We start from the raw sequence: 25,992 nt of genomic DNA on the forward strand, positions 1-25,992 counted from the left end.
GATCCAGTCGTAGCCGGCCTCGGCGACCTCGTCGAGGAAGCCTTCCCAGGGCTGCCCTGTCCCTGGCGGGCGCGCTGGCCCTGGGCGTCGCCCCCGCCTCGCCCGCCGCGGCCCGCCCGGCCGGCGACCCCCTCGCCCGCTACCACCACCAGCAACTCCACTGGAAGAGCTGTCTGCTCGGCCCCGACGACGCCGTCGGCAAGGAACTCGAACAGGCCGGCGCCCAGTGCGCCGACGTCACGGTCCCGTTGGACTACGCCCGCCCCGAGGGCCGTACGATCACCGTCGCGCTCTCCCGGATCCGGGGCACCGACACCGCCCACCGCGTCGGCGCGCTGCTGCTCAACAGCGGCGGCCCCGGCGGACCGACGATCGGCGACCCGCCCTGGGTGCGCAGCGCCATGAAGGACGTCGCCGCACGCTACGACGTGATCGGCGTGGACCCCCGCTTCGTCGGCCGCAGCACCCCGCTGGACTGCGCGTGGCCCACCGGCAGCATGATCCGCGGAGCCGGCACCGGCCGCGCCGGCTTCGACCGCATGGTCGCCTTCTCCGCGGACCTGGCCCGCCGCTGCCGTACCCACGCCGGTGACCTGCTGCCGTACGCGACCACCCGGAACACCGCGCGCGACATGGACGTGATCCGCGCCGCGCTGGGCGAGCGCAGGATCTCCTACCTGGGCTACTCCTACGGCAGTTACCTCGGCCAGGTGTACGCGACGATGTTCCCGGGGCGCACCGACCGGGTCGTCCTGGACGGCGTGGCCAACCCCGCCGTCTACGGTCCCCGGCTGCTGCGGGGCAGCGAGGAGGCCAACCGGCACGCCCTGCGCGACTGGGCCGACTGGACCGCCGCGCACCACGCGACCTACGGGCTGGGACGCACCCGGAGCGCCGTACTGGCCGGCGTCGAAGCGGCCCGGTCGGCCGCCGCCCGCACGCCGCTGCGCGTCGGCGGCTACCGGGTGGACGAACACGCCCTGCCCGTCGTCGTCTTCAACGGCCTCTCGCAGGACAACCCCACGGCCTACGGCGACTTCGCCCAGGGCGTGCGGGACCTGCGGCGCGCGGCCGAGGGCCGGACGGTCACCCCGTCGCCGTGGCTCGCCTCGGTCCTGGAGTTCATGCTGACCGGACACGAGTCCGCCTACGGCAGCGCGCAGACGGCCATCCTGTGCGGGGACGTGCCCGCGCCCCGCGACCCGGAGACCTACTGGCGTGATCTGCGGCGCGCCGGGACACGGGACCGGCTGTTCGCGCCCGTCACGAACAACATCAGCCCGTGCGCGTTCTGGGACCCGCCGCGTGAACGCCCGACCACGATCCGCGACGACCAGCGGGCCCTGCTCGTCAACGCCACCGGCGACCCCCGCACCACCTACCGCAACGCCCGGGCGGTGCACCGCAACTGGCCCAGTTCCCGCCTGGTGACCCTGCGGGGCGCGGACCAGCACGGGGTCTACGGCGCCTTCGGCAGCGCGTGCGTGGACACCACGGTCAACGCCTACCTCGCGACCGGACGCCTGCCGGCCGGCGACGTCAGCTGTCCCCGGCCCACCCCGTGATAGTTTTAAGTTCAACAAACTCGCGCTTGGGGGAGTCCAGGTTGACCAGTCCCGTCCCGTCCGGCGACGCCCGGCGGATCTACATCGACAAGCAGAGCCCGAAGGCGTACCACGCGCTGGTGCAGACGTCCGAGGCGGTCCGCGGGGTCGCCGCCGAGGCCGGTCTGGACCGCGTCCTCGTGGAGCTGGTCAACCTCCGGGTGTCACAGCTGAACGGCTGCGCCTACTGCCTCCACGTGCACACCCGGGCCGCGCTGCGGGCGGGGGACACCCCGCAGCGCCTCGGTGTGCTCGCCGCCTGGCGCGACACCGAGGTGTTCACGCCCGCCGAGCGGGCCGCCCTGGCCCTGGCCGAGGCGACCACCGCGGCATCCGACACCGCCGCCCAGGACACCGCCTACGCGGCGGCGCGGGACGTCCTCACCGAGGACCAGATCTCGGCGGTGACCTGGGTGGCCGTCACCATCAACGCGTTCAACCGGGTCTCGATCATGAGCAGGCATCCGGTGCGGGCCGAGCGGACCGGCTAGGACGCCTGGCCGACCGTCGCCAGCAGCCGGTCCACCAGGGGGTTGTCGTCGTCGCGGCGCCAGGCGACGGCGACCCGGGTGCGGGAGGTGCCGGGGCCGATCCGGCGGAAGGCGACGCCCTTGAGGCGGATGCGGCGGATGCTCGCCGGCGCCACCGACACGCCGAGACCCGCCTCCACGAGGGCGCACACCGTCTGCCACTCCACCGCGTGCTGGGCGATGTGCGGGGTGTGGCCCGCCGCCTCGCACAGGCCGATGATCCGGTCGTACAGCTGCGGCCCGACCGCGCGCGGCAGCAGGACGAACGGTTCCCCGGCCAGTTGGTCCGGCCGCACGGTGCGCTGGGCGGCCAGCGGATGCGCGGACGGCAGCACGGCCACGAACGGCTCGTTCAGCAGGGTCCTGAACGCCAGCTCCGGGTCCTCGGACGGAGGCTCGCGCAGCAGGCCGATGTCGATCGTCCGCTCCCGCAGGGCGCCGAGCTGCGGCGCCGTGGTCATCTCGGCGATGTCCAGGTGCACATCCGGGAACCGCCGGCGGAAGTCACGCAGCAGGCCCGGCAGGACGGTCAGCGCGAGCGAGGCGGCGAAGCCGATTCGCAGGCGCCCGGCCCGGCCGCCGCCGACGGCGCGTGCCGCGGCCAGGCCGTCCGCGAGCCCCGCCAGGGCCTGCCGGGCGGCCGGCAGCAGGGCCTGGCCGGCCGGGGTGAGCGTGACGCGGCCCGGCGCACGGCGGAACAGCGGATGGCCGACCCGGTCCTCCAGCCGCCGGATCTGCTGGCTGAGGGGCGGCTGGGCGATGCCCAGCCGGGCCGCCGCGTGACCGAAGTGCAGTTCCTCGGCGAGCACGACGAAGGCATGCAGCTGGGGGAGGGGAAGATCGGGGCGCTCCATATCCCCAGAGATATCAGGTCATGGCGTCGCGTGTATTAGACGTATCACCCCTGGCCACCTAGCGTTCGCCGCATGACGGAACGACGCGCGATTCTCAGCGGCTCCACCTTCGAGGAGCAGATCGGTTATGCCCGTGCCGTGGTCGACGGGGACTGGGTGCATGTCTCCGGGACCACCGGGTTCGACTACACCGCCATGACGATCTCCGACGATGTGGTGGAGCAGGCCGAACAGTGCCTGCGCAACATCGGGGCCGCGCTGGCCGAGGCGGGGTGCGCCATCGCCGACGTGGTGCGGGTGCGCTACCTCCTGCCGGACCGCAAGGACTTCGAGCCCTGCTGGCCGGTGCTGCGCCGCTGTTTCGGCGACGTCCGGCCGGCCGCCACGATGCTGGAGTGCGGCCTCTCCGACCCCCGGATGAAGATCGAGATCGAGGTCTACGCGCGCCGCCGCACCGCGGAGTGACACCGGCCACCCCTCCCAGGGGCGCCGCCACGTCGCCGCGCGCGGGATCCCGCAGGTGTCCGCATCCGGCCAATCTGCGGCCGTCGAGCCGGTGAGACGCAGGCGTGGCGGTGTCCGTTCTCGGTGACCGGCCGTCCGGCATCCGGGCAGTCGGCGGGGCCTGCCACCTGTGGCTGAAAGTCCCGGCCTCGGCCCGGCGCCCGCGTGCCGCGATGGCGCGTCAAACCGGAGCGCCGATGATCGGCGAAAGTCCGAAATCGACTACGTGGCAGGCCTTTTGGACATCCCGGTGATTAACCGATGAACGATCACGGGAAGGCTCCGGGCGTCGCCGACACGTCATCTTCACCGGCCCCTTCCGGAGTCGACGCGTGTCACCCGTCCGTCCCCGAGGGGAGGTGCAGTGATGAAGCTCCTTTTCGCCATCCGCAACCGGGTCGCCGCCGCCAAGAGCCTCAAGGCCAACGCCTGGTACCTCTGGTACTGATCCCGCACCGCTGCGTGCGGGCGTGGTGACATCGTTGTCCGGCCGAGCCGCGGTGCGGTCCGGCCGGGCAGCGGTGTCCCGCCGTATCGCGGCCTCCCCCCGCCCCGTTCCCGTATCGGAGGAGCCATGCCGCCGTCATCCCTCGCGCGTGCGCGCACCACCGTGTTCGCCCCACGGCTCGCCGCGCTCATCGGCGACCGCCTGGGCCAGGACGTCTTCCGGCTCGAACCCGACACCATCGGGGTCGCGGGACACGAGGTCGCCGACCGCATCCTGGCGGCGCGCCGGGCCACCGAGACCGAGCGGCCCACCTTCAAGCCGCTGCACGGACGCTCCATCACCCGCACCGAGGCCTCCACGGTCACCCGCACCATCGGCAACGACGTCCGCGAGGCCCTGGCCAGGCCGCTCCCCGAGGACGTCGACCTCGCCGGACCCTGGCCGCTGACCGGGCACCTCTTCCTGCGCGACCTCATCCTCGGCCAGGACCCGTACCGGCTGCGCGTGCTGATGAGCCGCAACCTCGAACTCACCCCCAAGCTCACCTGGTCGGTGATCGCGGTCGGTGCCGCCCTGCCCGGCCGGCCCCGGCCGGACGCCCGGCTCACCGGTCTCGCCGACCGCGCGGCACGGGCGCGGGGCTACCAGGAACGGCGGTACGCCATGGGCATGTACCGCAGGGCGGCGGCCCCCGTGTGCTTCACCGTCTCCACGCTCGTGGCCAACGCGCTCTGGCTGGGCGCCCCGTTCGACGACGGCATGTCCCACCGGAACATCATCCTGGAGTCGCTGCGGCTGCTGCCGCCCTCGTGGAACATCCTGCGCAACGCCTCGCCCGAGTACCCGGCCGTCGACGGCCGGATCGGCGAGCGGGACGACGTCCTGCTGCTGCCCCTGCTGTCCCACCGGGACCCGGCTCTCTGGGACGACCCCCACATCTTCCGCCCGGAGCGCTGGGACGGCCTCGACCCCGACAACACCCCCGGCTACCTGCCCTTCGGTCACGCGTCGGAACGCTGCTGGGGCCGGCACATGGTCATGCCGCTGGCCGAGCTGCTGCTGGACCTGATCCGCCGCTCCGGTCTGGTGGTCGACCCGGACCAGCGGGTCGGCAGGGTCCCGCTGCTCGGGCTGCTGGGCGTGGAGGAGGTACGGCTGACGAGGTCGCGCTAGCGGGAGAGCCGTACGAGAGGCCGCTCACGATTCCGCCCGGGCCCCCTCGGCGGCGGCCGGCAGCACGATGATGCGCTGCACCGCCCGGCTGAGGACCATCACCCCCGCGACGATCAGCAGCGCCCCGCACGCCTCCGGTACGAGCCACCAGCCCGTGCGGATCCGCTCGTCGAACAGGGTGATCCCGAGGGCCAGGCTCACCACCGCGTCGCCGATGGTCAGCGCGGGCTGCGCCGCGGCCAGCGGGCCCGCCTGGAGCGCGTTCTCCAGCAGGATCACGGCGCTCACCCCGGCCAGCGCGAAGCCGTACGTCTGCCACGACCGCAGGAAGGCCGCGAAGCCGTGGTCGGCGAAGGTGCCGGTGGCCGACTTCAGCAGGGCGGCGGTCAGGGCGTTGCCCGTGGCGGAGGCTGCTGCCAGCAGCGCGGCGCGCCGGGCCGGCGGACGCCCCCGGCCGGCCAGCAGGACGGCCGCGGCCATCGCGCCCAGACACAGGCACAGGGCCGGGATCCAGCGGACGAGGCGCGCCTGGGCGGTGGCGCCGTGCGGGGCGGCGGCGATGAGCAGGACGGCGAGCCCCGCCACGCAGCCGCCCACGCCCCACCAGCCCCAGGAGGGCAGCCGCCGGTGCATCAGCGGGGCGGCGACGAGCAGGGCGAAGGGCAGCTCCAGGATGAAGAGCGGCTGGACCAGGGCGAGCGGGCCGTTGACCAGGGCCAGGCTCTGGAACAGCGCGGCGCAGATCACCCCGGCCATGCCGATCAGCCAGAACGGTTGCCGGGCCAGCTCCGCGACCAGCCGGATCCCGCTGCTGCGGGACACGGACGCCACCTTGCGCTGGAAGGCGGTGCCCACGGCGTTGCTCGCCGCTCCCGCGACGGCGAACGCCGCGGCCAGTTCGATCACGACCGTCTCCTGCCTGCGGGCCGGTCTCCCGGAGGAGCTGCGATCGCTCTCAGCCTACGGAAGCACCCGGCTCACCGCGGGTCGTGGAGGACGTGCCGTCGCGCTCAGCTGGCGCGGGTGCCGCCGCCGCGGCGGATGCGGCCCAGGAGGTCCCGGTGGTAGGCCGCGAGCTGCCCGGCGGGCACGGGGGCGGGGCTGCCGGAGAGCGTGTACCAGGTGTCGCCGTCCGAGTGCTGGATGGCGACGCGCACGCTGTGGCCGTCGGGCCGGAGGATGGTCGCCACGGTGAGGTCGCCGGTGATGACGCCGGCCTCGTCGGTCATGGCGCCGCCCGGGCCCGCGGTGACCCGGTCGACGTAACTGGTGATGGCGGGAGGGTTCGTCATGGGCGCAGGTTTCCATCGATGCGGGCCCCGGGTCCCGCAGCGCACCGGTGTCACCCCGGTGTGTCCCCGTGTCGGCCGTGTGCGGGCAGCCGGACGGTTCACACCCGGCTCGACGTCGCCGTGTCCGCGGACAGCCGCTGGGCGACGTAGATCGGGAGGACCGACAGCAGGACGAGGACGGCGGCCACGACGTTCACCACCGGGGCCTGCTGCGGCCGGGTCATGTTGTCGAAGATCCACAGGGGCAGGGTCTGGATGCCCGGGCCCGCGGTGAACGTGGTGACCACGATCTCGTCGAAGGACAGGGCGAAGGCGAGCAGACCGCCCGCCAGCAGCGCGGAGCGGACGAGCGGGAAGGTGACGTCCGCGAAGGCCCGGAAGGTGGTGGCGCCCAGGTCCACGGCCGCCTCCTCGTACGAGCGGGCCGTACGGCGCAGCCGGGCCACCACGTTGTTGAAGACCACAACGATGCAGAAGGTCGCGTGCCCGACGATCACGGTGAACAGCCCGAGGCCCACGCCGAGCGGTTCCAGGACCGTGCTGAAGGCCGAGTTCAGGGCGATGCCCGTGACGATGCCGGGCAGTGCGATCGGCAGCACCACGATGAAGGACACCGTGTCCCGGCCGAAGAAGCGGTGCCGGGCCACGGCGAACGCGATCAGCGTGCCGAGCACCAGCGCGACGGCGGTGGCCCCCAGCCCCGCCTTCACCGAGACCCACAGGGCCTCGCGGGCGCCGGAGCTGTCCGCGGCCACCGACCACCAGTGCACGGTGAGCCCCGGCGGCGGCCAGCTCGCGCTGCGGTCGGGGTTCAGGGAGTTGACGAGGACGAGCAGCAGCGGGACGTAGATCACCGTGAAACCGAGCCCGGCCCCGATGCGCAGGGCGATGCGCGCGGTGCGGCTGAGGTGCATGGCGCTCTTCTCCTCCAGGTCCTACAGGCTGTTCAGGGCACCCGTACGGCGGATCGCCAGCAGGTACAGGACGATCACGGCCACGGGCACGGTGCCGAGCGTGGCGGCCATGGGCAGGTTGAGCTCGATGTTGGAGTACACCAGGTTGCCGATCAGCTGGGTCTTGCCGCCGACGATCTGCACGGTGATGTAGTCGCCGAGGCTGAGCGAGAAGGTGAAGACGGAGCCGGCGGCCACGGAGGGCAGCACCATCGGCAGGACCACCGAGCGGAAGGTCCGCCCGGGCCGCGCCCCCAGGTCCGCTGACGCGTCGAGCAGGCTGGCGGGCAGCTGCTCCAACGCCGTGTGGACCGGCAGGATCATGTACGGCAGCCACAGGTACGTCAGTGTGAGCACGGTGGCGGCCAGTCCGTACCCCGGCCCGCCCAGCCCGAACGGCTTCAGCATCCAGTCGGCGAGCCCGCCCTCGGACAGGATCAGCCGCCAGGCGTACACCTTGACCAGGTAACTCGCCCACAGCGGGGTGAGGATGGCCACGACGAGCAGCGGACGCCATCGGGGCCTGGCCACGCGCGCGGTGTAGAAGGCCACCGGGAAGGCGATCACCGCGCAGAGGACGGTGACCGCGAGGGCCACGCCGACACTGCGCACGATGACTTGGCGGTAGACCGGCGTGGTGAACAGCTCGCGGAAGTTGTCGGTCGACCAGACCTTCACCACCTCGGAGGTGAAGGAGTTCGTCGTCCAGAACGCGGAGACGAACAGCACGGCCAGCGAGCCGAGATAGAGCACCGCCAGCCACAGCAGCGGCGCCGTCAGCAGCAGGGTCAGCCGGAGGCGGGGGCGGCGGTGCAGTGCCCCCGCGGTCCGGGTCGGTACGGCCATGTGTTCAGCCCTTGATCTCGGTCCAGGCCTGCACCCACTTGGCGTACGGCACGCATGTCACGTCCTTGCGGCCGTCGAGGCACTGCTCGATGGGCGTGTTCCAGAAGGCGATCCGCTTCCAGTAGTTCTCGTCGGCGGCGTGGTAGACCGTGCAGAAGTTCTTGTCACTGGTCTCGGCGCACGCCCGGGAGTTGGCGGGGGCCTCGCCGAAGTACTCGGCGACCTGGGCGTTCACCTTGGGGGAGACGATCCAGTCGAGCCACTTGTAGGCGCAGTTGGGGTGCTTGGCCCTGGCGGAGACCATCCAGGTGTCGGACCAGCCGGTCGAACCCTCCTTGGGGACCAGCGCCTTGACCTTCGCGCCCTCGGAGGCGGCGAGGTTGGCGATCACCTGCCAGGTCGTGCCGACCACCGAGTCACCGCTCTTGAAGGCGGAGACCTCCTTCAGGTAGTCGCTCCAGTACTCGCCGACGTTCGCGTTCTGCTTCTTCAGCAGTGCCACGGCGGCGTCGAACTGCTTCTGGTCGAGCGCGTACGGATCCTTGATCTTCAGCTCCGGCCGGGTGGCCTTGAGGTACAGGGCCGCGTCGGCGATGTAGATCGGCGAGTCGTACGCGGTGACGTGCCCCTTGTACCGCGAGGCGTCGTCGAAGACGGCGGACCAGGAGGTGGGCGCGGGCGTCACCTTCGCGGTGTCGTACATCAGCAGGTTGGCGCCGCGGCCGTGCGGGATGCCGTACATCTTCCCCCGCACGGAGTTCCAGGCGCCGTTCTTCAACCCGCTGAAGACGTCCCTGTAGTTGGGGACCAGGTCCGTGTTGACGGGGGCCGCGTCACCGGAGGCGATCAGGCGCAGGGAGGCGTCGCCGGAGGCGGAGACGGCGTCGTACGCGCCGGTCTTCATCAGCTTGACCATCTCGTCCGAGCTGGCGGCGACCTTGGAGCGGACCTGGCAGCCCGTCTGCTTCTCGAAACCGGAGACCCAGTCGACCTTGGGATCGTCGGATCCGTCCTCGACATAGCCGGCCCACGCGATCAGGTTGACCTGGCCCTCGGTCCTGCCGAGCTTCGTCGGGGCTTTGAGGTCGGGCGGGTTGAGGCCGGTGGCGGACGGATCGCCGGAGCCGGAGGAGTCGCAGGCGGCGGCGAGCAGCAGGGCGGCGGCGCAGACGGCTGTGGCGCGCAGGGTACGGGTGAGACGCACGGCGTTCTCCAGGGGAGGGGGACGGTGTCAGGACGGCAGCCGGACGGCGTGCCGGCGGTGCCACTGGAGGCGGACCCGGGTGCCGCGGTAGGCGGCGACGTCCGCCGAGGAGGTCTCCAGGTTCTGCTGGAGCGCGGTCAGCCGCCCGCCGCCGTCCAGGTCGACCAGGAAGCGGGTGGCGTCGCCGAGGTAGACGACCTCGGCGACGGTGCCGGTGACGGTGGCGTGCTCGGGCTCGTCCGCCTCGGCGGACTCCTTGAGGACGCGGATCTTCTCCGGACGGATGTTGTAGATGCCCGGCGAGCCGGTGATCCGGTGCGCCGCCTCCCCTTCGAGGAGGTTCGAGGTGCCGACGAAGGAGGCGACGAAGGGGGTCGCGGGGCGTTCGTAGATCTCCGCGGGGGTGCCGACCTGGGCGATGCGGCCCTGGTCGAAGACGGCGATCCGGTCGCTCATCGTCAGGGCCTCCTCCTGGTCGTGGGTGACGAAGACGAAGGTGATGCCCACCTCCCGCTGGAGCGCCTTGAGTTCGACCTGCATCTGTTCGCGTAGCTTCAGGTCGAGGGCGCCGAGCGGTTCGTCCAGCAGCAGGACGCGGGGCCGGCCGACGAGCGCGCGGGCGAGCGCGACGCGCTGGCGCTGCCCGCCGGACAGCTGGGCGGGCCTGCGCTGCCCGTAGCCTTCGAGGCGGACCTCGGCGAGCGCCTTGCGGGCGCGGACCAGGCGTTCGGCCTTCGGCACCCTGCGGATCCGCAGCCCGTAGGCGACGTTCTGCTCGACCGTCATGTGCGGGAACAGGGCGTAGTCCTGGAAGACGGTGTGCACGTCCCGCTCGAACGGGGCGAGGTCGGTGACCTCCTGTCCGGCGAGTTCGATCCGGCCCTGGTCAGGGGTCTCGAACCCCGCGACGAGGCGCAGCACCGTCGTCTTGCCGGAGCCGGACGGGCCGAGCATCGAGAAGAACTCGCCGTCCCGGATCTCCAGATCGACCCCGGCCACGGCGGTGGTCTCGCCGAACGACTTCCGCAGGCCCTGCAGCCGGATCGCCATTCCCTCCATACGGGAACCTTTCTGGCGCGCTGTACGTTGGGCGTAAACATATGAAGTCATAGGTCATAGCTCAAGAGGCCCTTAAGGTAAAGCTTGAGTCAACGCACGAGGTGGGTGACCGTGAGGCAGCACGAGATCGACGGAGGCGCCCGCAGGGCCGTCTTCAGCCCGGTGGACAACCGGGCCCGCGTGGACGCGGTCGTCCGCCGCATCGGCGACGCCATCGAACTGGGACTCCTGGCCGATGGCGAGCAGCTGCCGGGCGAGAGCGAACTGGCCGGACAGCTCGGGGTCTCCACGGTCACCCTGCGCGAGGCCCTCATGGCGCTACGGCAGCAGGGCCTGGTCACCACCCGCCGGGGCCGCGGCGGCGGCAGCTTCGTCTCCCTGCCCGAAGTCCCCGCCGACAACCGGCTCAGGGCGCGGCTGCGCGGCTGGAGCACCGAGGAGCTGCGCGACCTCGGCGACCACTGGGCCGCCCTGTCCGGCGCGGCCGCCCGGCTCGCCGCCCAGCGCACCGAACCCGCCGACCTCCAGCAGCTGCGCCGCACGGCCGAGGAGCTGGCGCACGCCGAGGACGCGGCGGCGCGCAGCCGGCTGTACGGCCGCTTCCACGTCGAACTCGCCGCCGCCGCCCAGTCCGCCCGGCTCACCCGCGAACAGGTCGCGCTGCAGAGCGAGGTGGGCGCGCTGCTCTGTCTCGTCCTGGCCGACGACGCATATCGTGAAGAAGTTGCGGACTGTCACCGCTCCGTGATCTCCGCCGTGCAGGATGGGGCGCACGCAACGGCCGGCACGCTGGCCGAGCGGTGCGTCAGGGAGTCGACGGCGCGGCTCGTCGCCGTACGCCTCACCCTCTGACCGCGCCACGTCCGGTTCCCGTCCGCTGGAGGACACCATGGGCGTCAGCCCCGGGCTCGCCGCCGCGGCCACGGAGCCGGAGGCAGGGGTGGCCGCTCAGGCGGGCGGCGCGCTGGAAGCGGTCTTCGAGACGGTCGCCGCCACCCGTGCCGACACGGCGGGCCTGCTGCACCGGGTGGCCGCCGAGGGGCGCCGGCCCGTCAGCCGTGACCTCGCCGCCCTGCGCCCCGGACTCCATCAGCGGCTGCGCGGCGAGGGACTCGTCTCCGGCGTCGGCTTCGTCGCGGCCCCCGGACTGCTGGCCGACGTACCGGCCTGGCTGGAGTGGTGGCAGTCGGGCGCCGACGGCGCCGTACGGCCGCTCCTGCTCGATCTCGACCCCGAGCAGTCGGCCTACTCCGACTACACGCACTGGGACTGGTTCGCGCTGCCCCGGGACACCGGGCGCCGGGCCGTGGCCGGGCCGTACGTGGACTACCTGTGCTCCGACGAGTACAGCCTCACCCTGTCCGAACCGGTCCACATCCAGGGGCGGTTCGCCGGGGTGGCCGCGGCCGACGTGTATCTGCGGCACTTCGAGGCGGCCGTCCTCCCGCTGCTGCGGCGGCTGCCCCGCCCGGCCCGCCTGGTGAACGCCCGCGGCCGGGTCGCCGCCTCCGCCGACCCCGCCCACCTGGCCGGCTCCCTCACCAGGGGCCCGGACTTCGGCGAGGTCCTCACCGCCGGGCGGCCCGGCACGTACGACGGCCTGCGGCTGGTGCCGTGCCGGGGCGTTCCCCTCGTGCTCGTCCTGGCCTGAGAGCGGCCGTCGGCGCCCGTGCCGCCATGGGCAAAGGTGTGACCCCGGGCGGCCCGTGAGCCGGCCCGGGGTCCGGGGTGCCGGGTACCGCCCAGCCTGCGGTACCCGGCAGCGGGTGGTCAGGCCGCGAGGCGCTCCGCCAGCTTCCGCGCCCTGTCGGCCGCGGCCTCGAAGGCACGGTCACGGGAGGCCTCGGCCAGCGGGACCAGCTCGGCCATCGCCGGGTTCTTCGACGCCATGGTCAGCTCGGGGACGATGAACTCCAGGTCCAGGCCGAGGGCGTCGGCGAGGACGGCCTTGAGGTAGGTCTGGACGTACTCGTAACCCTCGCGCGGGGTGCCCGGCGCGTAGGAGCCGCCGCGGCTGGCGATGACGGTCACCGGGGTGCCCTTGGCGGACGGGGTCTCGCCCGCGGTGCGGCCCATGAGGATCACGTTGTCCAGCCAGGCCTTGAGGGTCGACGGGATCGTGTAGTTGTACATCGGGGCGCCGATCAGGATCGCGTCCGCCTGCTCCAGCTCCTCGATGAGCTTGACGCGCTCGGCGAAGACGGCGGCCTGCTCGGGCGTGTGGGCGGCCGCGGGGACGAAGCCGGCGAGGTGCGCGTCGGCGGTGATGTGCGGAACGGGCTCGGCCGCCAGGTCGCGGTAGATGACCGTGCCCTGCGGATGCTGCTCCTCCCAGTGCTTGCGGAAGGCCTCCGTGACGGCGCGGGAAGCCGACGCCTCGGTCGGGAACACGGACGAGTCGATGTGCAGCAGGGTGGCCATGAATGTCTCCGTATAGGGCTATGCGGCCGGACCGAGGGCTGTGCAGCCGGGACGCCGCGGCACGCTGGCTGAACTTTCGTACTGGACTACGTTTAGCACATGGACTTACTTTTTTTCAGCCCCATACGGTGAGGAGGTACCCTGATGTCATGGCGGAGCAGAACCACGACAGCGCGGCGTGCAAGCGGGTGGACGAAGGGATCACCCGCGTCTTCCAGCTGCTCGGCAAGCGGTGGAGCGGCCCGATCGTGGCCGTGCTCGTGGAGCAGCCCGCGTACTTCGCCGACCTCCGGCGGGCCGTCACCGGCATCAGCGAACGCATGCTGTCCGACCGGCTCGCCGAACTCGGCGCGGCCGGCCTCGTCCTGCGCGAGGTCGACGAAGGTCCCCCGCTGCGCGTCTCCTACCGGCTGACCAGCGCCGGCGCGGCCCTGGAGCCCGCCCTGCGCGAACTGGCGGAGTGGGCGAAGGCCCATCTGCCGGAGGCGTCGGCGTGCCCCGAGACCTCCCTGGAACGGCCGGCCACGGCACCGGCCCGGCAGGGCGGCGAGGTGCCCTGAGGGCTCCCGCCCGGTCCCGGCGTACCCGTCCGCCAAATGGCGGGCGGCGCGGGCATCGGACACGGTGGTGGTCTGCGGACCCGCACCGGGAGGACCCCATCGTGCGCAACGTCACGGCCACCATCGCCGCCATGGCTCTCGCCGTCACCGCCCTACCGGCCGCATCCGCCGCGCCACCCGGCCCGCCGGCCACCGACGGCGTGTGGCGCACGGACGGCTACGGCACCGTGCTCGTCCTCGGCGGGGATGTCCTGCGGCAGTACCAGACCACATCCGTCAGCTGCGTCGAGGGCGACACCGCGCGGCGGACCGGCCCCGGCGGCTACACCGCGCGGGACGGCACCGTCCTCACCGTCCGGACCGACCACGACCGCGACCACGCCCGGCTCGCCGTCGACGGCGCGGTCGGACACCGGCGGCTCACCCGGATCCGGGCCCTGCCCGCCGACTGCAGCCGCCCGGCGTCCAAGGACCCGCGGACCAGCTTCGACGTGCTCTGGCAGACCTTCGAGGAGAACTACCCCTTCTTCGCCCGGAAGGGCGTCGACTGGCACGCCGTCCGCGACCAGTACCGGCCACAGGTGCACCGGAACACCACCGACGCCGAACTCCTCGACCTCTTCGGCCGCATGCTGCAGCCCCTCTACGACATCCATGTCGAGGTCGACGCCGGCGACCGCGACTTCTCCGAGGTCCGGCCCGGCACCGAGCCGCCGAGCGACGAACTGGACGGCGAGGTCAAGGCATTCGTCGAGGCCCACGACCTCAAGGACGCCACCGGGCGGCAGGACTTCGCCGACGGGCGGATCACCTACGCCGACCTGCCCGGGGACCTCGGCTACCTGCGGATCTCCTCCTTCGAGGACTACGCCGGCGACAACGCGCCGTACGCCGCAGACCGCAGGGCACTCGACCGGGCGCTCGACACCGTCCTGACCCCGAGCCGCACCCGGCGCCTGCACGGACTGATCATCGACCTGCGGGTGAACGAGGGCGGCTCCGACGCCCTCGGTATCGGGATCGCCGAACGGCTGACCGACACCCCCTACACCGCCTACGCCAAGCGCGCCCGCAACGACCCGGCCGACGCCGCCCGGCACACCCGGCCCGAACCCGTGCCCGTCGTCCCGGCCGACGCGCCCCGCTACACCGGCCCGGTCGCCGTCCTCACCGGCGGATCCACGGTCAGCGCCGGCGAGACCTTCACCCAGGCCCTGCTCGACCGGCCCGGCCGCACCGTGCGGATCGGACAGCCCACCCAGGGCGTCTTCTCGGACCCGATGACGCGGCGCCTCCCTAACGGCATGTCCTTCATGCTGCCGAACGAGGAGTACCTGACCCGTACCGGCCGCACCTTCGACGGGACCGGCATCCCGCCGCAGCTGACCGAACCGGTCTTCACCAAGGAGGAGTTCGCCGAGAAGCGGGACTCCGCGTTCGACCGCGCGGTGACCCTCCTGCGTGCGCGCGAGTGATCCTCGCGTCCGCTCGGCTGATACCGGTCAGTCGACCGGCCAGGTGTGCGCCGGCGCGTTGAGGTGCATGTAGTCGATGTACATCTGGGTCATCCGGCGCAGCGCCTCGTGCCGGCCGGTGTGCGCGGTGGCCTCGATGTGGTGGAACATCTCCTTCTGCCACACCGCTCCGTTGCGTGCCGTCACACAGCGCTGCTCGATCACGCCGAGCAGCGGCTCCCGCCACGCCTCGTCCATGCCGGAGTGCTCCAGGCCCCGGTGCGCGAGCGGCAGCAGCCGTCGCAGCACCAGCTCCGGCACCGGAACCTCGCCCATCCCGGGCCAGTACATCAGCGCGTCGATGCCGTGCCGGGCGGCGGCGTGCAGATTGTCCTCCGCGGCCGCGAAGGACATCCGTGACCACACCGGCCGGTCCTCCTCCACCAGGGCCCGGGTGAGCCCGTAGTAGAAGGCGCCGTTGGCGAGGGTGTCGGCGACGGTCGGGCCGGCGGGCAGCACCCGGTTCTCCACCCGGATGTGCGGCCGGTCGCCGGAGACGGCGTACACCGGCCGGTTCCAGCGGTAGATCGTGCCGTTGTGCAGGGTGAGTTCGGCCAGCTCGGGGACGTCGCCGCGGTCCAGCGTCTCGGCCGGGTCCTGCTCGTCGCACAGGGGCAGGAGGGCCGGGAAGTAGCGGAGGTTCTCCTCGAACAGATCGAAGACGCTGTTGATCCACCGCTCCCCGAACCACACCCGGGGCCGTACGCCCTGGACCTTGATCTCCTGCGGGCGGGTGTCGGTGGCCTGCTCGAACAGCGGGATCCGGGTCTCGTGCCACAGCTCCTTGCCGAACAGGAACGGGGAGTTGGCCGCGAGCGCGACCTGGACCCCGGCGATGGCCTGCGCCGCGTTCCAGTAGCCGGCGAACTCCTCCGGCGACACCTGGAGATGGAACTGCGTGCTGGTGCACGCGGCCTCCGGGGTGATCGTGTCCGCGTAGGTCCGCAGCCGGTCGGTCGCGTCGATCTCGATGCGCAGGTCCTCGCCGCGGGCCGCGAAGACCTGGTCGTTGAGCAGGCGGTAGCGGGGGTTCTCCGACAGCGCCCCTTCGCCGATCTCCTCCTGGCGCAGCGTGGGCAGGATCCCGATCATGATCAGCCGGGTGCCGACCGACCGGGCCCGCTCGTCGGCGTGGTTCAGCGCGGCGCGGATCTCCTGCGCCCATGAGTCGGGGCCGCCCGCCGTCAGCCGCCGCGGCGGAACGTTGATCTCCAGGTTGAACCGGCCCAGCTCGGTCGACCAGGCGGGGTCGGAGATCGCCTCCAGCACGTCGGTGTTGCGCATCGCCGGCTCGGCGTCGTCGTCCACCAGGTTCAGCTCTATCTCCAGGCCGACCTGGGGCCGCTCCGACTCGAACCGCGCCTCGCGGAGCATCTGCGCGAACGCGTCCAGGCACTCCTGCATCTTGATCCGGTACCGGCGGCGGTCCTCGCGGGTGAAGACGAGCGCCGGGACATCACGCCCCATCGGCCCTCCAAGGTCCCCTGGTCGGACACCTCTGTCTCCAGCGTCGCACCGGCAGGCGAAGGGCACCACGCCGACACCGGACCCGCTCATCAGCGGCGATCCGTGCCCGGACACGGCTCGCCGTCACCGGCCCGCCGTCACCGCTGCGGCCACTGACGCGCCACGCCCTCGGCCGACCGGTGACGGGACCCGCGGCCCGGCCAGGCGCCCCGCGCCCCGGCGGGTCCCGCGACCGGCGCGGAGCCCGGCCCGCCTGCGCCCCGCACGAACACCGCCTGCGCCGACCCCGCTGCTTCTGTCGCCCGGCGCCCGGCGGACGCCGTCGGACCGCCGTGCCGCCGGCGTGATGCGGCGGTGCGGCGGTCCGGGCGGTCAGACGGTCTTGCGGGCCACGCCGCCGTAGAAGCCGATCTCTTCGGAGCCGGGCGGTGGCGGGGAGTCCGGGCGCCAGAACGGGACCTGGGCCAGGCCTGGTTCGACGAGGTCGAAGCCCTCGAAGAACCGTTCCACCTCGGCGCGGGTACGCAGGTTCAGGGAGGCGGTCGCCTTGGTGTAGACGGCCTGGGCGGCGCTGCGGTCGGCGAAGTCGCCGGTGGCGTGCGAGAGCACCAGGAAGCTGCCGGCCGGCAGCGCGTCGCGCAGTGTGGCGACGACCTCGGCGGGCCGGTCCGCGTCCGTGAGGAAGTGCAGGATGGCGACGAGGAGCAGGGCGACCGGCTGGTCGAAGTCGATGAGCTGACGGACGTCGGGGTGGTCCAGGACGGACCGCGGGTCGCGCAGGTCGCCGAGGATGATGCGGGTCGTGCCGGACCGGCTGAGCAGGGCGTTGCCGTGCGCGGCGACGATCGGGTCGTTGTCGACGTAGGCCACGCGGACGTCCGGCGCCACCGACTGGGCGACCTCGTGCACGTTCGGCGACGTGGGCAGCCCGGTGCCGATGTCGAGGATCTGCCGGACCCCGCTGCCCACGGCGTACCGGACGGCACGCCGCAGGAAGGCGCGGTTCGCCCGTACGCCGGCCCGCGCCTCGGGTGCCGCGGCGGCCAGCTCTTCGCCGGCCCGCTGGTCCACCTCGTAGTTGTCCTTGCCGCCCAGGAGGTAGTCGTAGATCCGCGCGGGATGCGGTCTGCTGGTGTCGATGTTCACGGCCTCGACGCCGTCGTCTGTCACGCTGAACTCCTCTCCCTGACCGTCACGGCTTCGGTCCGCACCGGCCGGGCACAGCTTCCCACATCAACTTCGGAGCCCGCGCCGGGAGTTCCCGCAGGCCGCCGGGCTCGCGGGCCGTCGAGCGAACCCGTCGGCCGTCGGCCGGACCGGCGGTGGTCCGGGGGGAGGGGCAGGGGCCGCCGGTGGGGCCTCACCCGGCCGGACCCCTTCGGATGGCCCGTGCGGGCCCGGCGTCGCAGGGTCGGAAGAGGGTCGGCGCGGCGGGCACGTCCGCCGAGGCCGTGGCCCCCTGGACCGGCACGCCGCCTCGGCCGCCCCCGGGCGGCCGGCGGGCCGACCGGCAGGGGCGGGGAACGGTCAATCCATGCGCTCGGGCCGTTCCCCGCCCCGTCGGACCGTCGCAGGGCGACAGGCCCGCCCGGCGCTGTCACTCCTCGCGCGGGGCGGTGGAGCCGGGGTCCGGGTCCTGGTCCGGGCCGCGCTTCGCGGGCGGGCGCCAGCCGCCGGTGACCTCCTTGGTGGGCTTGTGCGGGAAGCGGCGCTCGGCGTACCGCTGGGCCGCGGAGCCGGGCAGCACGTAGAGGGTCTCCGTCTTGTCCCGCAGGGGCCGCAGGACCGTGTCCAGGTAGTGCTTGCGGTCGTCGAGGTACGGTCCGAGGACGTCCTCGCCGGCGGGGCAGACGGCCAGGCAGTACCCGGACTTGTAGCTGGGCTTGAAGGCGAGGCTCTGCCACATGGAGGCGTTCTCCGGGTCGGTGACCCGCTCGCGGAAGTCGGCGGCGTCCTCGCTGTCGGCCACGGTCTGCACCCAGTCGGTGAACCCGCTCATGAACTCCCGGTAGTTGTGGGTGGTGCAGGCCAGGGGGTCGAACGCGCCGTCCTTGCCGATGGCGCCCACCGGACAGGCTGCGACGCACAACTTGCAGTCGACGCACGGGTTGTAGTCCAGCGCCTGCCCGTACGCGCTCACGGGAGCGTCCACCAGGACCGTGGCGAGCAGGACGAAGCTGCCGAACCTGGGGTGGATGACGTTGCGGTGCAGGCCCATCACGCCCAGTCCGGCGGCCACGGCCACGGTCTTGTGGGCCACCACCCAGATCCGGCCCGGGAAGTTCTCCATCTCCTGGGGGAAGCCCGCCGACGGGTTGAGCGCGTGATGGCCGGCGTCCTGAAGGGCCCTGGCGACCGTGCGCGCGGCGGCGTTGACCTGTTCGTCGGTCTGGTGGAACTCCTGGTTGGCCACGCTGCGGGCGGGCGAGCGCGTGTTGTCGCGGTTCATGCGGACCATGAGCGAGATCAGCGACCGGGTTCCGGGCAGCGCGGCCAGGACGTGGTCACGCTCCCCGGCGAGGTCGGGGTGGTCCAGGCTCACGGCGGCGGCGTCGTCCGCGCCGGCCTCCAGGCACAGCGCGCGCAGCCAGTCCGCGTCGATCACCGGGGGCGGGCCCGCCGGCCGCTCCGCCCGTCGGGCCAGTACGGCCCGCACGGACGGGTGGGCGGCGAGTGGGGCAGGGAGCTTCCGGGCCCCCGCCCCCTCGGTGGTGTCCTGCTCGCTCATCCTGCCCCTTCCAGCTGGGTTGGAATTTCAAACTCACTATGCCGGGCGCGAGGCCGTCCGGGCAAGGGGTGGCTTGATCGCGGGGGTGGCGCGCTTGCCGCGGGAAACCGATCGGTTTACGGTGGTGGGAAACCGATCGGTTTCACCTTCTGGAGATGGTCATGACGTCGATCAAGAACTCTGTCGCGCTGGTCACCGGCGGCAGCCGAGGACTCGGCAAGGCGCTGGTGGAGGAGCTGTACGCCCGGGGCGCCGCCAAGGTGTACGCCACGGCCCGCGACCCGCGCACCGTCACGCATCCCGACGCCGTGCCCCTCGCGCTGGAGGTCACCGACCCCGGGTCCGTCGAGGCCGCGGCGGCGCAGGCCCAGGACGTCACGGTCCTGGTCAACAACGCCGGCATCTCCCTCGGCGCGCACTCCTTCCTGGACGCCCCGGTCGACGACGTACGCCGGGAGTTCGAGACGAACTTCTACGGGCCGCTGCTGGTCACCCGGGCCTTCGCGCCGGTCATCGAGCGCAACGGCGGCGGGCACCTCCTCAACGTCCACTCCGTGCTGTCCTGGATCGGCATCGCCGGCTCCTACAGCGCCACCAAGGCGGCCCTGTGGGCCCAGACCAACTCGCTGCGCCTGGAGCTGCGTCCGCGGGGGATCGGGGTGACCGGACTGCACGTCGGCTACATCGACACCGACATGGCCGCGGACGTGGACGCACCCAAGTCCAGCCCCCAGGGCGTCGCCGCGCTCGCGCTCGACGGCGTCGAGACCGGGGCGTACGAGGTCCTGGCGGACGACATCAGCCGACAGGTCAAGGCGGGGCTCTCCGGAGACCTGGCGGCGCTGTACCCGCAGTTGGCGGTCTGACCCCGGGCCGTACGCGACGCCGTCACGGAGGCGGCGGGACAGGGCGCCCGCACCGCGCTGCCGGAAAAACGGTATGCGTCGGGGCGGGCGCCCGCGTTACCGTGACCGCATGTCGACGCCCCGGATTTCCTAGCTGAGGACCCGCTTCCACGCCAGAAGTGTGTCCTCTTGCCTGTTCGGAGCGTTTTCCCATGATCACCGTTCGTGACGCCGAGCTGCGCGCCGGCGCCCGCCTCCTCCTCTCCGGTGTCTCCTTCACCGTGTCACCCGGCGACCGGATCGGCCTCGTAGGCCGCAACGGCGCCGGCAAGACCACCCTGATGACGGCCCTCGCCGGACAGTCCCGGCCCGCCGCCGGCCACATCACCCGCACCGGGCCGGTCGGCTTCCTCGCGCAGGACTCGCGCGCCGCCGACCCGGCCGCCACCGTCACCGACCGGATCCTGTCCGCCCGCGGTCTCGACAGCGCACTGCGCGCCCTGCGGAAGGCCGAGGCGGCGATGGCCGACGCCGACAGGGTGGCGCTGGAGCGCGCGATGCGCGCCTACGCCCGCGCCGAGGCCGCCTTCCAGGCCGGCGGCGGATACGCCGCGGAAGCCGAGGCGGCCCGCGTCGCGGTCGGACTCGGCCTGCCCGAACGGGTGCTGGGCGAGCCGGTCGGAACCCTCTCCGGCGGGCAGAGGCGCCGGGTGGAACTCGCCCGCATCCTGTTCGCCGGAACCGACCGCACCCTGCTGCTCGACGAGCCGACCAACCATCTCGACGCCGACTCGCTCGCCTGGCTGCGCGCCTTCCTCCAGGCCCACCACGGCGGCCTGGTGATGATCAGCCACGACACCGCCCTGCTCGGCGACGTCGTCAACCGTGTCTTCCACCTGGACGCCACCCGGGCGGCGATCGACATCCACAACACGGGCTGGCGCACGTACCTGACCCGGCGCGACGCGGACGAGCGGCGCCGCACCCGGGAACGGGCGAGCGCCGAACGCAAGGCCGCCGCCCTGCACACGCAGGCCGACCGGATGAAGTCCCGCTCCGCCACCGCCACGACGGCCCGGAGCATGGCCCGGCGCGCCGACCGGATGCTGGCCAGGCTGGAGCCGGCCCGGCGCACCGAGAAGACCGCGCGGATCCGGCTGCCCGAGCCCGCCCCCTGCGGCCGGACCCCGCTCGGCGCGATCAGCCTCGCCAAGTCCTACGGCGGCCACCGCGTCCTCGACGGGGTGGACCTGGCGGTCGACCGGGGCAGCCGGCTGGTCGTGCTCGGCCTCAACGGCGCGGGCAAGACCACCCTGCTGCGCGTCCTCGCCGGCGCCGAGCGGCCCGACAGCGGGGGCGTGGTGCACGGGCACGGACTGCGCCTGGGCTACTTCGCCCAGGAGCACGACACGCTCGACACCGGGCGTACGGTCCTGGAGAACCTGGCCCTGGCCGCGCCGCACCTGAGCCGGGGCGAGGCACGGAGCGCGCTGGGCGCCTTCCTGTTCACCGGCGACGACGCCGACAAGCCCGCCGGCGTGCTCTCCGGCGGGGAGAAGACCCGGCTGGCGCTGGCCGGCCTGGTCCACTCCGGCGCGAACGTGCTGCTGCTGGACGAGCCGACCAACAACCTCGACCCGGCCTCACGCGACGAGGTCCTGGCCGCGGTCGGCTCGTATCCCGGCGCGATCGTGATGGTCACCCACGACGAGGGCGCCATCGACGCGCTGCGCCCGGACCGGGTCCTGCTCCTGCCGGACGCGGACGAGGACCTGTGGAGCGACGACTACCGCGACCTGGTCGCCCTCGCCTGAAGCCGTCCCTCCGGCCCGGCGGCGGTGCTCAGAAGTGAGTGCCGCCGTCGACCCGGATCTCGGTGCCGGTGATGAACCCGCCGTCGCGCGAGCCGAGCATCGCGACCACGGACGCCACCGTCTCGGGGCCGGCGAAGCCCTGGCCGAGGGCGGGGGAGAGCTTCGCGAACAGGCTCATGTCGGCATCGGCCGGCAGCCCCGGCCCGCTGCTCTGCCCGCTGACGCCACTGCCGTCGGTCATACCGCTGGAGATGGAACCGGGCTGGACGGCGGTGAAGCGGATGCCCCGGCCGGCGTACTCGGCGGCGAGCGCGTGCGTCATCGACTGGATGCCGCCCTTGCTCGCCGCGTACGCCGCCATGTACGGGTGCGCGAACGCGGCCGAGGTGGAGCTGAAGTTGACCACCGCCGCGTCCTGGCCGGCCAGCAGGGCCGGTATCGCCTCGCGGATGACGAGGAAGGTGCCGACGAGGTTCACCTGCAGGACATGGGTGAACTCCGCGAGGCTCGTCCGGTGGGTGTGCGAGGAACGCAGGATCCCGGCCGCGTTGACCAGCACGTCCAGACCGCCGAGCGAGGCCGTCGCGGCGGCGACCCCGTCGCGTACGGAGGTCTCGTCGGCGACGTCGACGACGAGGGTCGTGAGACGGCCGGCGTACGCGGCGGCCTTCTCCGCCGTGTCCCGCAGACCCCGTTCGCTCACGTCCGCGGCCACCACGCTGCCGCCCTCGGCGAGGACGCGCAGCACGGTGGCCTGGCCGATGCCGGAGCCGCCTCCGGTGATCAGCACGCGGCGGCCTTCGTAGCGGTTCATGTGTCGTTCTCCTGCCCGGCCCGCCGGGACACGGCGGGGCCTGTGCGACGCCGGTTCTCTTGCCGTCCAACGCCTGATGCACTTCACGTTACGCCTAGGTGACATGATATGCCACTTAGGCATTGTGTGCCGATCGGTCTCCCCGGCCCGTACCCTTCTGGGGTGAGCACCCAGCAGCCGCCCTCCTCCCTGACCGAGCGCCGCAAGGCCGCGACCCAGCTGGACATCGCCCACGCGGCGGCCGAGCTGTTCGCCGTGCGGGGCCCCGACGCGACCACCGCCGAGGAGATCGCCCGGCGCGCGGGCGTGGCGCTGCGGACCTTCTACCGCTACTTCCGTTCCAAGCAGGACGCGGTGAGCCCCCTGCTCGCGGCCGGAGCCGACCGGTGGCGCGCCCTGCTGGCGGCGGCCGAACCGGGCACCGGCCTGCTCCGGGCGCTGGAGGCGGCGGTGGAGCAGTCGCTGGCGGCACCGGACGAGGAGGCCGCCGGTGCGCTGCTGCGGACCCGGGGGCTGCTGCGGGCGGCCGAGGACGATCCCGCCCTGCGCGCGGTGTGGTACCGCGTGAACCAGGAGTCCGAGGAGCGTCTCGTCCCGGTCGTCGCCCGGCTCGCCGACGGGCGGCTCGAAGCGCTGCAGGTGCGCCTGATCGCGGCGGCGGCCACGGACGCGATCCGCATCGCACTGGAGACCTGGGCCGGCACCGACGCCGACGTCACGGGCGACGGCTCGCCGTCCACGCTCGCACTCCGGTGCCTGCGTCAACTCCTGGGCGGGATGGAGGGACGCGTCGCGGCTGACGAGTGACGGCCAGGACGCGGACGCGGAGGCGGGTCGTGTCCCGGTCGGGCCCCGGGGTACTCGGGCGACCGGCGCGCCAGCCGGGCTGGTGGAAGGAGGCTGCCATGATCGGTTCCGGACGCAGCCTGCCGGCGGGGTTCCACGACACCTTCGGACATCGCTTCACCGAGGTCGGCCCGGTCAGGTTGCATCACGTGACCGGCGGTCCGCAGGCGTGGGAACCGGTGGTTCTGCTGCACGGCTGGCCGCAGACGTGGTACGCGTGGCGCAAGGTGATGCCCGGCCTCGCCGAGGCCGGGCACCGGGTCATTGCGGTCGAGTACCGAGGAGCGGGTGACTCGTCCCGCCCGGCCCACGGCTACGACAAGGCCACGATGGCCGGTGACATCCGCGGCCTGCTCGATGCCGTGGGCGCGCGGCGAGTGCACATCGTGGCCCGGGACATCGGGCTGATGGTCGGATACGCCCTGGCCGCCCAGTGGCCGGAGCGGGTCGCCTCGATGACCATGCTGGACGTGCCGATCCCCGGCACCAGCGCCTGGGAACAGGCCAAACGAGAACCGCAGACCTGGCACTTCGGCCTGCACCGGCAGCGCGACATCGCCGAGATGCTCGTCACCGGCAGGGAGTACGACTACATCTCCGCCTTCTACCGGGCACGTACTCGGGTCGCCGGCGCCGTCACGGATGACGACCTGGCCGTCTACGCCCGTGCGTATGGGGCACCGGGAGCCCTCCGTGCCGGATTCGAGCTGTATCGCGCCTTCGACGAGGACGAGGAACGCTTCGCCGTACTGATGGGGCGCAAGCTGCCGATGCCCGTGCTGGCCTTCGGCGGGGAGCTGGACAGCGGAGCCATGATCCCCGACATGGCACGCGAGGTCGCCTCCGACGTGCGGGGTGCGATCGTCCCGGGCGGCGGTCACTGGAGTCCCGAGGAGAATCCCGGGTTCGTCCTCGAACGGCTCCTGGAGTTCCTGCCGCCCCCGGGGCCCGAGCGGTACGGCACGCGTGGCGATCATGAGCAGTGAACCGGGAACCGACCGTGCGGTGACCGTCGTGGTGACCAGGGTGGTCGCCCCGGGCAAGGAGGACGCGTTCGCCCGCTGGGCCGACGAGGTCGACCGGGCCGCGGCCGGCTTCCCCGGCCACCTCGGTGCCGTACGGCTGCACGACAGCCAGGGGCTGCACCATCTCATCTATCGCTTCGACTCCGCCGAGCACCTGGACGCCTGGGAGCGGTCGGACGTGCGGCGCGATCTGATCCGGCGCGGAAACCGGATCTCGCGCCAGCGCCGCAGCCGCAGCGCCGACCTCGCTCCCTGGTTCACGCTGCAGGACCGCGGTGTCCCACCCAAGTGGAAGAGCTTCCTGACCACCTGGACAGCCGCCTACCCCTGCCTGCTGACGATCGCCACGCTCCTGAAGCTGCTGTTCCCGGGCATGCCGCAGGCCGCGGCCCTGGCCATCAACTCCCTTGTTCTCACCGCCCTTCTCACCTGGGTGATCCAGCCGAGGATCACCCGCCGGGCACGCTCGTGGCTGCTGCGGGGAGCGCGACCGGCACCGACCAGGGGAACGACTCCCATGACGCGTGGCTGATCATCGCCTCGCCAGGTCCAGGATCAGCGTGGCGACGTCCTCCGGAGCCTCCTCGGCCATGAAGTGGCCCGCCCGGGTGGTGAAGTGCTGGAGGTCGGTGGCCCACGGCCGCCAGATCGCGGTGGCGTCGAACCCCAACTGCCGGCCCCAGTCCTGCTGGACGACCGTCACCGGCATGGTGAGCCGGTTGCCGGCGTCGAGGTCCGCCTGGTCGTGCGCGATGTCGACGGTCGCGGTGGCGCGGTAGTCGGCGACGATCGACGGAATCGCGTCCCGGCACGCGCGAAGGTACTCGGCGCGCACGTCCGCCGGGATCGCGTCGGAGCTCGTGGACCAGATGTCGAGGAAGTGGCCGAAGAACGCGTCGGCGCTGCCGGCGATCATCTGCTCGGGCAGGCCGGGCGGCTGGGCCATCAGATACAGGTGGAAGGCCACCGCCGCCCCGGCTCCGTGGAGCACGTTCCAGGTGTCCAGCGTGGGAACGATGTCCAGGATTCCCAGGTGGCTGATCCGATCCGGGTGATCCAGGCCGGCCCGGAAAGCGACGTGCGCGCCGCGGTCGTGTCCGACCAGCGTGAATCGATCGAACCCGAGCGCGTCGGCCAGGCCGACGATGTCCGCGGCCATCGTCCGCTTCGCGTACGTGTCCTCGGTGACCGCTTCCGGCTTGCCGCTGGCGCCGTAGCCGCGCAGGTCGGGGCAGACCACGGTGTGGTGCTCGGCCAGGACGGGGGCGACATGCCTCCACATCAGGTGGGTCTGGGGAAAGCCGTGGAGCAGCACGAGGGCCGGTCCCTCCCCGCCGACCGCGGCGTTCAGCTCGACGCCCTCGGCCACACCGATCGACCTGGTCTCGAACCCCGCAATGGTGACGCCCATCGTTACGCCCTCTCTCTCGAACGTGCGAGCTGTCGGCGCTCGCACGTGATGCGTGTACGACAGGGAGGATCGGAGAGCCG

General features: G+C 72.6%; 27 protein-coding genes. 14 read left to right on the forward strand and 13 right to left on the reverse strand.

From position 1 onward, the window contains the following. The first annotated feature begins 56 nt into the window (after positions 1–56). Positions 57–1,565 (forward strand): alpha/beta hydrolase, encoded by a 1,509-nt coding sequence (locus ABZ937_RS31150; RefSeq protein WP_361696798.1) that lies wholly within the window; start codon positions 57–59, stop codon positions 1,563–1,565. Between the two features lie 41 nt (positions 1,566–1,606). Continuing rightward, complete coding sequence (locus ABZ937_RS31155; protein WP_361696683.1) at positions 1,607–2,095, forward strand: carboxymuconolactone decarboxylase family protein; 489 nt, start codon at positions 1,607–1,609, stop codon at positions 2,093–2,095. Here ABZ937_RS31155 and ABZ937_RS31160 read toward each other — a convergent pair. Further along, the gene (locus tag ABZ937_RS31160; protein ID WP_361696684.1) at positions 2,092–2,988 is read right to left on the reverse strand and encodes a LysR family transcriptional regulator; all 897 of its coding nucleotides are present in this window, start codon (positions 2,986–2,988) and stop codon (positions 2,092–2,094) included. The two genes, ABZ937_RS31155 and ABZ937_RS31160, sit on opposite strands and share 4 nt — an antisense overlap. A gap of 72 nt (positions 2,989–3,060) precedes the next feature. Between ABZ937_RS31160 and ABZ937_RS31165 the strand changes: the two genes are divergently transcribed. The 3 genes from ABZ937_RS31165 to ABZ937_RS31175 all read left to right on the forward strand — a co-directional run bounded on the left by ABZ937_RS31165 (position 3,061) and on the right by ABZ937_RS31175 (position 5,113). Next, positions 3,061–3,453 (forward strand): RidA family protein, encoded by a 393-nt coding sequence (locus ABZ937_RS31165; protein ID WP_361696685.1) that lies wholly within the window; start codon positions 3,061–3,063, stop codon positions 3,451–3,453. Between the two features lie 406 nt (positions 3,454–3,859). After that, positions 3,860–3,940, forward strand: a complete 81-nt coding sequence (locus ABZ937_RS31170) for a tryptorubin family RiPP precursor (RefSeq protein WP_359481243.1) — start codon at positions 3,860–3,862, stop codon at positions 3,938–3,940. A 126-nt stretch (positions 3,941–4,066) separates the two neighbouring features. After that, positions 4,067–5,113, forward strand: a complete 1,047-nt coding sequence (locus ABZ937_RS31175) for a cytochrome P450 (protein ID WP_361696686.1) — start codon at positions 4,067–4,069, stop codon at positions 5,111–5,113. A 24-nt stretch (positions 5,114–5,137) separates the two neighbouring features. Here ABZ937_RS31175 and ABZ937_RS31180 read toward each other — a convergent pair whose 3' ends face one another. The 6 genes from ABZ937_RS31180 to ABZ937_RS31205 form a co-directional block, all read right to left on the reverse strand. Further along, entirely contained in the window at positions 5,138–6,019 is an 882-nt protein-coding gene (locus tag ABZ937_RS31180) for a DMT family transporter (protein ID WP_361696687.1), read from the reverse strand. Positions 6,020–6,123: 104 nt separating this feature from the next. After that, on the reverse strand, positions 6,124–6,405 hold the full coding sequence (locus ABZ937_RS31185; protein ID WP_361696688.1) for a hypothetical protein: 282 nt from the start codon (positions 6,403–6,405) through the stop codon (positions 6,124–6,126). A gap of 98 nt (positions 6,406–6,503) precedes the next feature. Beyond that, the gene (locus ABZ937_RS31190) at positions 6,504–7,319 is read right to left on the reverse strand and encodes an ABC transporter permease (protein ID WP_361696689.1); all 816 of its coding nucleotides are present in this window, start codon (positions 7,317–7,319) and stop codon (positions 6,504–6,506) included. 21 nt (positions 7,320–7,340) lie between these two features. Continuing rightward, on the reverse strand, positions 7,341–8,204 hold the full coding sequence (locus ABZ937_RS31195; protein WP_361696690.1) for an ABC transporter permease: 864 nt from the start codon (positions 8,202–8,204) through the stop codon (positions 7,341–7,343). A gap of 4 nt (positions 8,205–8,208) precedes the next feature. Next, complete coding sequence (locus tag ABZ937_RS31200; protein WP_361696691.1) at positions 8,209–9,408, reverse strand: ABC transporter substrate-binding protein; 1,200 nt, start codon at positions 9,406–9,408, stop codon at positions 8,209–8,211. A gap of 27 nt (positions 9,409–9,435) precedes the next feature. Further along, positions 9,436–10,467 carry an ABC transporter ATP-binding protein gene (locus ABZ937_RS31205; RefSeq protein WP_361696692.1) on the reverse strand — a complete coding sequence of 344 codons (1,032 nt, stop codon included), beginning with the start codon at positions 10,465–10,467 and terminating at the stop codon, positions 9,436–9,438. Positions 10,468–10,578: 111 nt separating this feature from the next. Here ABZ937_RS31205 and ABZ937_RS31210 point away from each other — a divergent pair, with 111 nt between their 5' ends. Both ABZ937_RS31210 and ABZ937_RS31215 read left to right on the forward strand, forming a co-directional pair. Continuing rightward, positions 10,579–11,319 (forward strand): GntR family transcriptional regulator, encoded by a 741-nt coding sequence (locus ABZ937_RS31210; RefSeq protein ID WP_361696693.1) that lies wholly within the window; start codon positions 10,579–10,581, stop codon positions 11,317–11,319. Between the two features lie 37 nt (positions 11,320–11,356). Further along, a complete protein-coding gene (locus ABZ937_RS31215) occupies positions 11,357–12,118 on the forward strand; it encodes a hypothetical protein (protein ID WP_361696694.1) in 762 nt (253 codons plus the stop codon). 119 nt (positions 12,119–12,237) lie between these two features. Here ABZ937_RS31215 and ABZ937_RS31220 read toward each other — a convergent pair whose 3' ends face one another. Next, positions 12,238–12,888: an NAD(P)H-dependent oxidoreductase gene (locus tag ABZ937_RS31220; protein WP_361696695.1), complete on the reverse strand. Its 651-nt coding sequence runs from the start codon at positions 12,886–12,888 to the stop codon at positions 12,238–12,240. 149 nt (positions 12,889–13,037) lie between these two features. Between ABZ937_RS31220 and ABZ937_RS31225 the strand changes: the two genes are divergently transcribed. Beyond that, positions 13,038–13,448 carry a helix-turn-helix domain-containing protein gene (locus ABZ937_RS31225; RefSeq protein WP_361696696.1) on the forward strand — a complete coding sequence of 137 codons (411 nt, stop codon included), beginning with the start codon at positions 13,038–13,040 and terminating at the stop codon, positions 13,446–13,448. 101 nt (positions 13,449–13,549) lie between these two features. Continuing rightward, on the forward strand, positions 13,550–14,923 hold the full coding sequence (locus ABZ937_RS31230) for a S41 family peptidase (protein WP_361696697.1): 1,374 nt from the start codon (positions 13,550–13,552) through the stop codon (positions 14,921–14,923). 27 nt (positions 14,924–14,950) lie between these two features. On the opposite strand, the gene ABZ937_RS31235 is transcribed toward ABZ937_RS31230, so the two are convergent. From ABZ937_RS31235 to ABZ937_RS31245, 3 genes are all read right to left on the reverse strand, one after another. Beyond that, a complete protein-coding gene (locus ABZ937_RS31235; protein WP_361696698.1) occupies positions 14,951–16,429 on the reverse strand; it encodes a glutamate--cysteine ligase in 1,479 nt (492 codons plus the stop codon). 372 nt (positions 16,430–16,801) lie between these two features. Next, complete coding sequence (locus ABZ937_RS31240; RefSeq protein ID WP_361696699.1) at positions 16,802–17,599, reverse strand: SAM-dependent methyltransferase; 798 nt, start codon at positions 17,597–17,599, stop codon at positions 16,802–16,804. Positions 17,600–18,026: 427 nt separating this feature from the next. Beyond that, complete coding sequence (locus ABZ937_RS31245; protein WP_361696700.1) at positions 18,027–19,157, reverse strand: 4Fe-4S binding protein; 1,131 nt, start codon at positions 19,155–19,157, stop codon at positions 18,027–18,029. A 161-nt stretch (positions 19,158–19,318) separates the two neighbouring features. Here ABZ937_RS31245 and ABZ937_RS31250 point away from each other — a divergent pair, with 161 nt between their 5' ends. Beyond that, positions 19,319–20,023 carry an SDR family oxidoreductase gene (locus tag ABZ937_RS31250; protein WP_361696701.1) on the forward strand — a complete coding sequence of 235 codons (705 nt, stop codon included), beginning with the start codon at positions 19,319–19,321 and terminating at the stop codon, positions 20,021–20,023. Between the two features lie 191 nt (positions 20,024–20,214). Continuing rightward, on the forward strand, positions 20,215–21,816 hold the full coding sequence (locus ABZ937_RS31255; protein ID WP_361696702.1) for an ABC-F family ATP-binding cassette domain-containing protein: 1,602 nt from the start codon (positions 20,215–20,217) through the stop codon (positions 21,814–21,816). Between the two features lie 28 nt (positions 21,817–21,844). Here ABZ937_RS31255 and ABZ937_RS31260 read toward each other — a convergent pair whose 3' ends face one another. Continuing rightward, positions 21,845–22,630, reverse strand: coding sequence for an SDR family NAD(P)-dependent oxidoreductase (locus ABZ937_RS31260; protein ID WP_361696703.1), 786 nt, complete (start codon positions 22,628–22,630; stop codon positions 21,845–21,847). 162 nt (positions 22,631–22,792) lie between these two features. Here ABZ937_RS31260 and ABZ937_RS31265 point away from each other — a divergent pair, with 162 nt between their 5' ends. The 3 genes from ABZ937_RS31265 (at position 22,793) to ABZ937_RS31275 (ending at position 25,033) form a co-directional block, all read left to right on the forward strand. Then, on the forward strand, positions 22,793–23,437 hold the full coding sequence (locus tag ABZ937_RS31265) for a TetR family transcriptional regulator (RefSeq protein WP_361696704.1): 645 nt from the start codon (positions 22,793–22,795) through the stop codon (positions 23,435–23,437). A gap of 98 nt (positions 23,438–23,535) precedes the next feature. Beyond that, entirely contained in the window at positions 23,536–24,462 is a 927-nt protein-coding gene (locus ABZ937_RS31270; RefSeq protein WP_361696705.1) for an alpha/beta hydrolase, read from the forward strand. Then, positions 24,452–25,033: an antibiotic biosynthesis monooxygenase gene (locus ABZ937_RS31275; RefSeq protein WP_361696706.1), complete on the forward strand. Its 582-nt coding sequence runs from the start codon at positions 24,452–24,454 to the stop codon at positions 25,031–25,033. Before ABZ937_RS31270 ends, ABZ937_RS31275 begins: the two co-directional genes overlap by 11 nt. Here the strand turns inward: ABZ937_RS31275 and ABZ937_RS31280 are convergent, their stop codons facing one another. Beyond that, positions 25,034–25,912 carry an alpha/beta hydrolase gene (locus tag ABZ937_RS31280; RefSeq protein WP_361696708.1) on the reverse strand — a complete coding sequence of 293 codons (879 nt, stop codon included), beginning with the start codon at positions 25,910–25,912 and terminating at the stop codon, positions 25,034–25,036. Positions 25,913–25,992 lie beyond the last annotated feature (80 nt).

The sequence above is a fragment of the Streptomyces sp. NPDC046727 genome (assembly GCF_040645635.1).
Taxonomy (GTDB): Bacteria; Actinomycetota; Actinomycetes; order Streptomycetales; family Streptomycetaceae; genus Streptomyces.

Excerpts from the sequence above, each read along its gene's own strand:
- ABZ937_RS31160 (WP_361696684.1), bottom strand. The coding sequence starts at position 2,988 with ATGGAGCGCCCCGATCTTCCCCTCCCCCAGCTGCATGCCTTCGTCGTG.
- ABZ937_RS31165 (WP_361696685.1), top strand. The coding sequence starts at position 3,061 with ATGACGGAACGACGCGCGATTCTCAGCGGCTCCACCTTCGAGGAGCAG.
- ABZ937_RS31170 (WP_359481243.1), top strand. The coding sequence starts at position 3,860 with ATGAAGCTCCTTTTCGCCATCCGCAACCGGGTCGCCGCCGCCAAGAGC.
- ABZ937_RS31175 (WP_361696686.1), top strand. The coding sequence starts at position 4,067 with ATGCCGCCGTCATCCCTCGCGCGTGCGCGCACCACCGTGTTCGCCCCA.
- ABZ937_RS31185 (WP_361696688.1), bottom strand. The coding sequence starts at position 6,405 with ATGACGAACCCTCCCGCCATCACCAGTTACGTCGACCGGGTCACCGCG.
- ABZ937_RS31190 (WP_361696689.1), bottom strand. The coding sequence starts at position 7,319 with ATGCACCTCAGCCGCACCGCGCGCATCGCCCTGCGCATCGGGGCCGGG.
- ABZ937_RS31195 (WP_361696690.1), bottom strand. The coding sequence starts at position 8,204 with ATGGCCGTACCGACCCGGACCGCGGGGGCACTGCACCGCCGCCCCCGC.
- ABZ937_RS31205 (WP_361696692.1), bottom strand. The coding sequence starts at position 10,467 with ATGGAGGGAATGGCGATCCGGCTGCAGGGCCTGCGGAAGTCGTTCGGC.
- ABZ937_RS31215 (WP_361696694.1), top strand. The coding sequence starts at position 11,357 with ATGGGCGTCAGCCCCGGGCTCGCCGCCGCGGCCACGGAGCCGGAGGCA.
- ABZ937_RS31220 (WP_361696695.1), bottom strand. The coding sequence starts at position 12,888 with ATGGCCACCCTGCTGCACATCGACTCGTCCGTGTTCCCGACCGAGGCG.
- ABZ937_RS31225 (WP_361696696.1), top strand. The coding sequence starts at position 13,038 with ATGGCGGAGCAGAACCACGACAGCGCGGCGTGCAAGCGGGTGGACGAA.
- ABZ937_RS31235 (WP_361696698.1), bottom strand. The coding sequence starts at position 16,429 with ATGGGGCGTGATGTCCCGGCGCTCGTCTTCACCCGCGAGGACCGCCGC.
- ABZ937_RS31245 (WP_361696700.1), bottom strand. The coding sequence starts at position 19,157 with ATGAGCGAGCAGGACACCACCGAGGGGGCGGGGGCCCGGAAGCTCCCT.
- ABZ937_RS31250 (WP_361696701.1), top strand. The coding sequence starts at position 19,319 with ATGACGTCGATCAAGAACTCTGTCGCGCTGGTCACCGGCGGCAGCCGA.
- ABZ937_RS31255 (WP_361696702.1), top strand. The coding sequence starts at position 20,215 with ATGATCACCGTTCGTGACGCCGAGCTGCGCGCCGGCGCCCGCCTCCTC.
- ABZ937_RS31260 (WP_361696703.1), bottom strand. The coding sequence starts at position 22,630 with ATGAACCGCTACGAAGGCCGCCGCGTGCTGATCACCGGAGGCGGCTCC.
- ABZ937_RS31270 (WP_361696705.1), top strand. The coding sequence starts at position 23,536 with ATGATCGGTTCCGGACGCAGCCTGCCGGCGGGGTTCCACGACACCTTC.
- ABZ937_RS31275 (WP_361696706.1), top strand. The coding sequence starts at position 24,452 with ATGAGCAGTGAACCGGGAACCGACCGTGCGGTGACCGTCGTGGTGACC.
- ABZ937_RS31280 (WP_361696708.1), bottom strand. The coding sequence starts at position 25,912 with ATGGGCGTCACCATTGCGGGGTTCGAGACCAGGTCGATCGGTGTGGCC.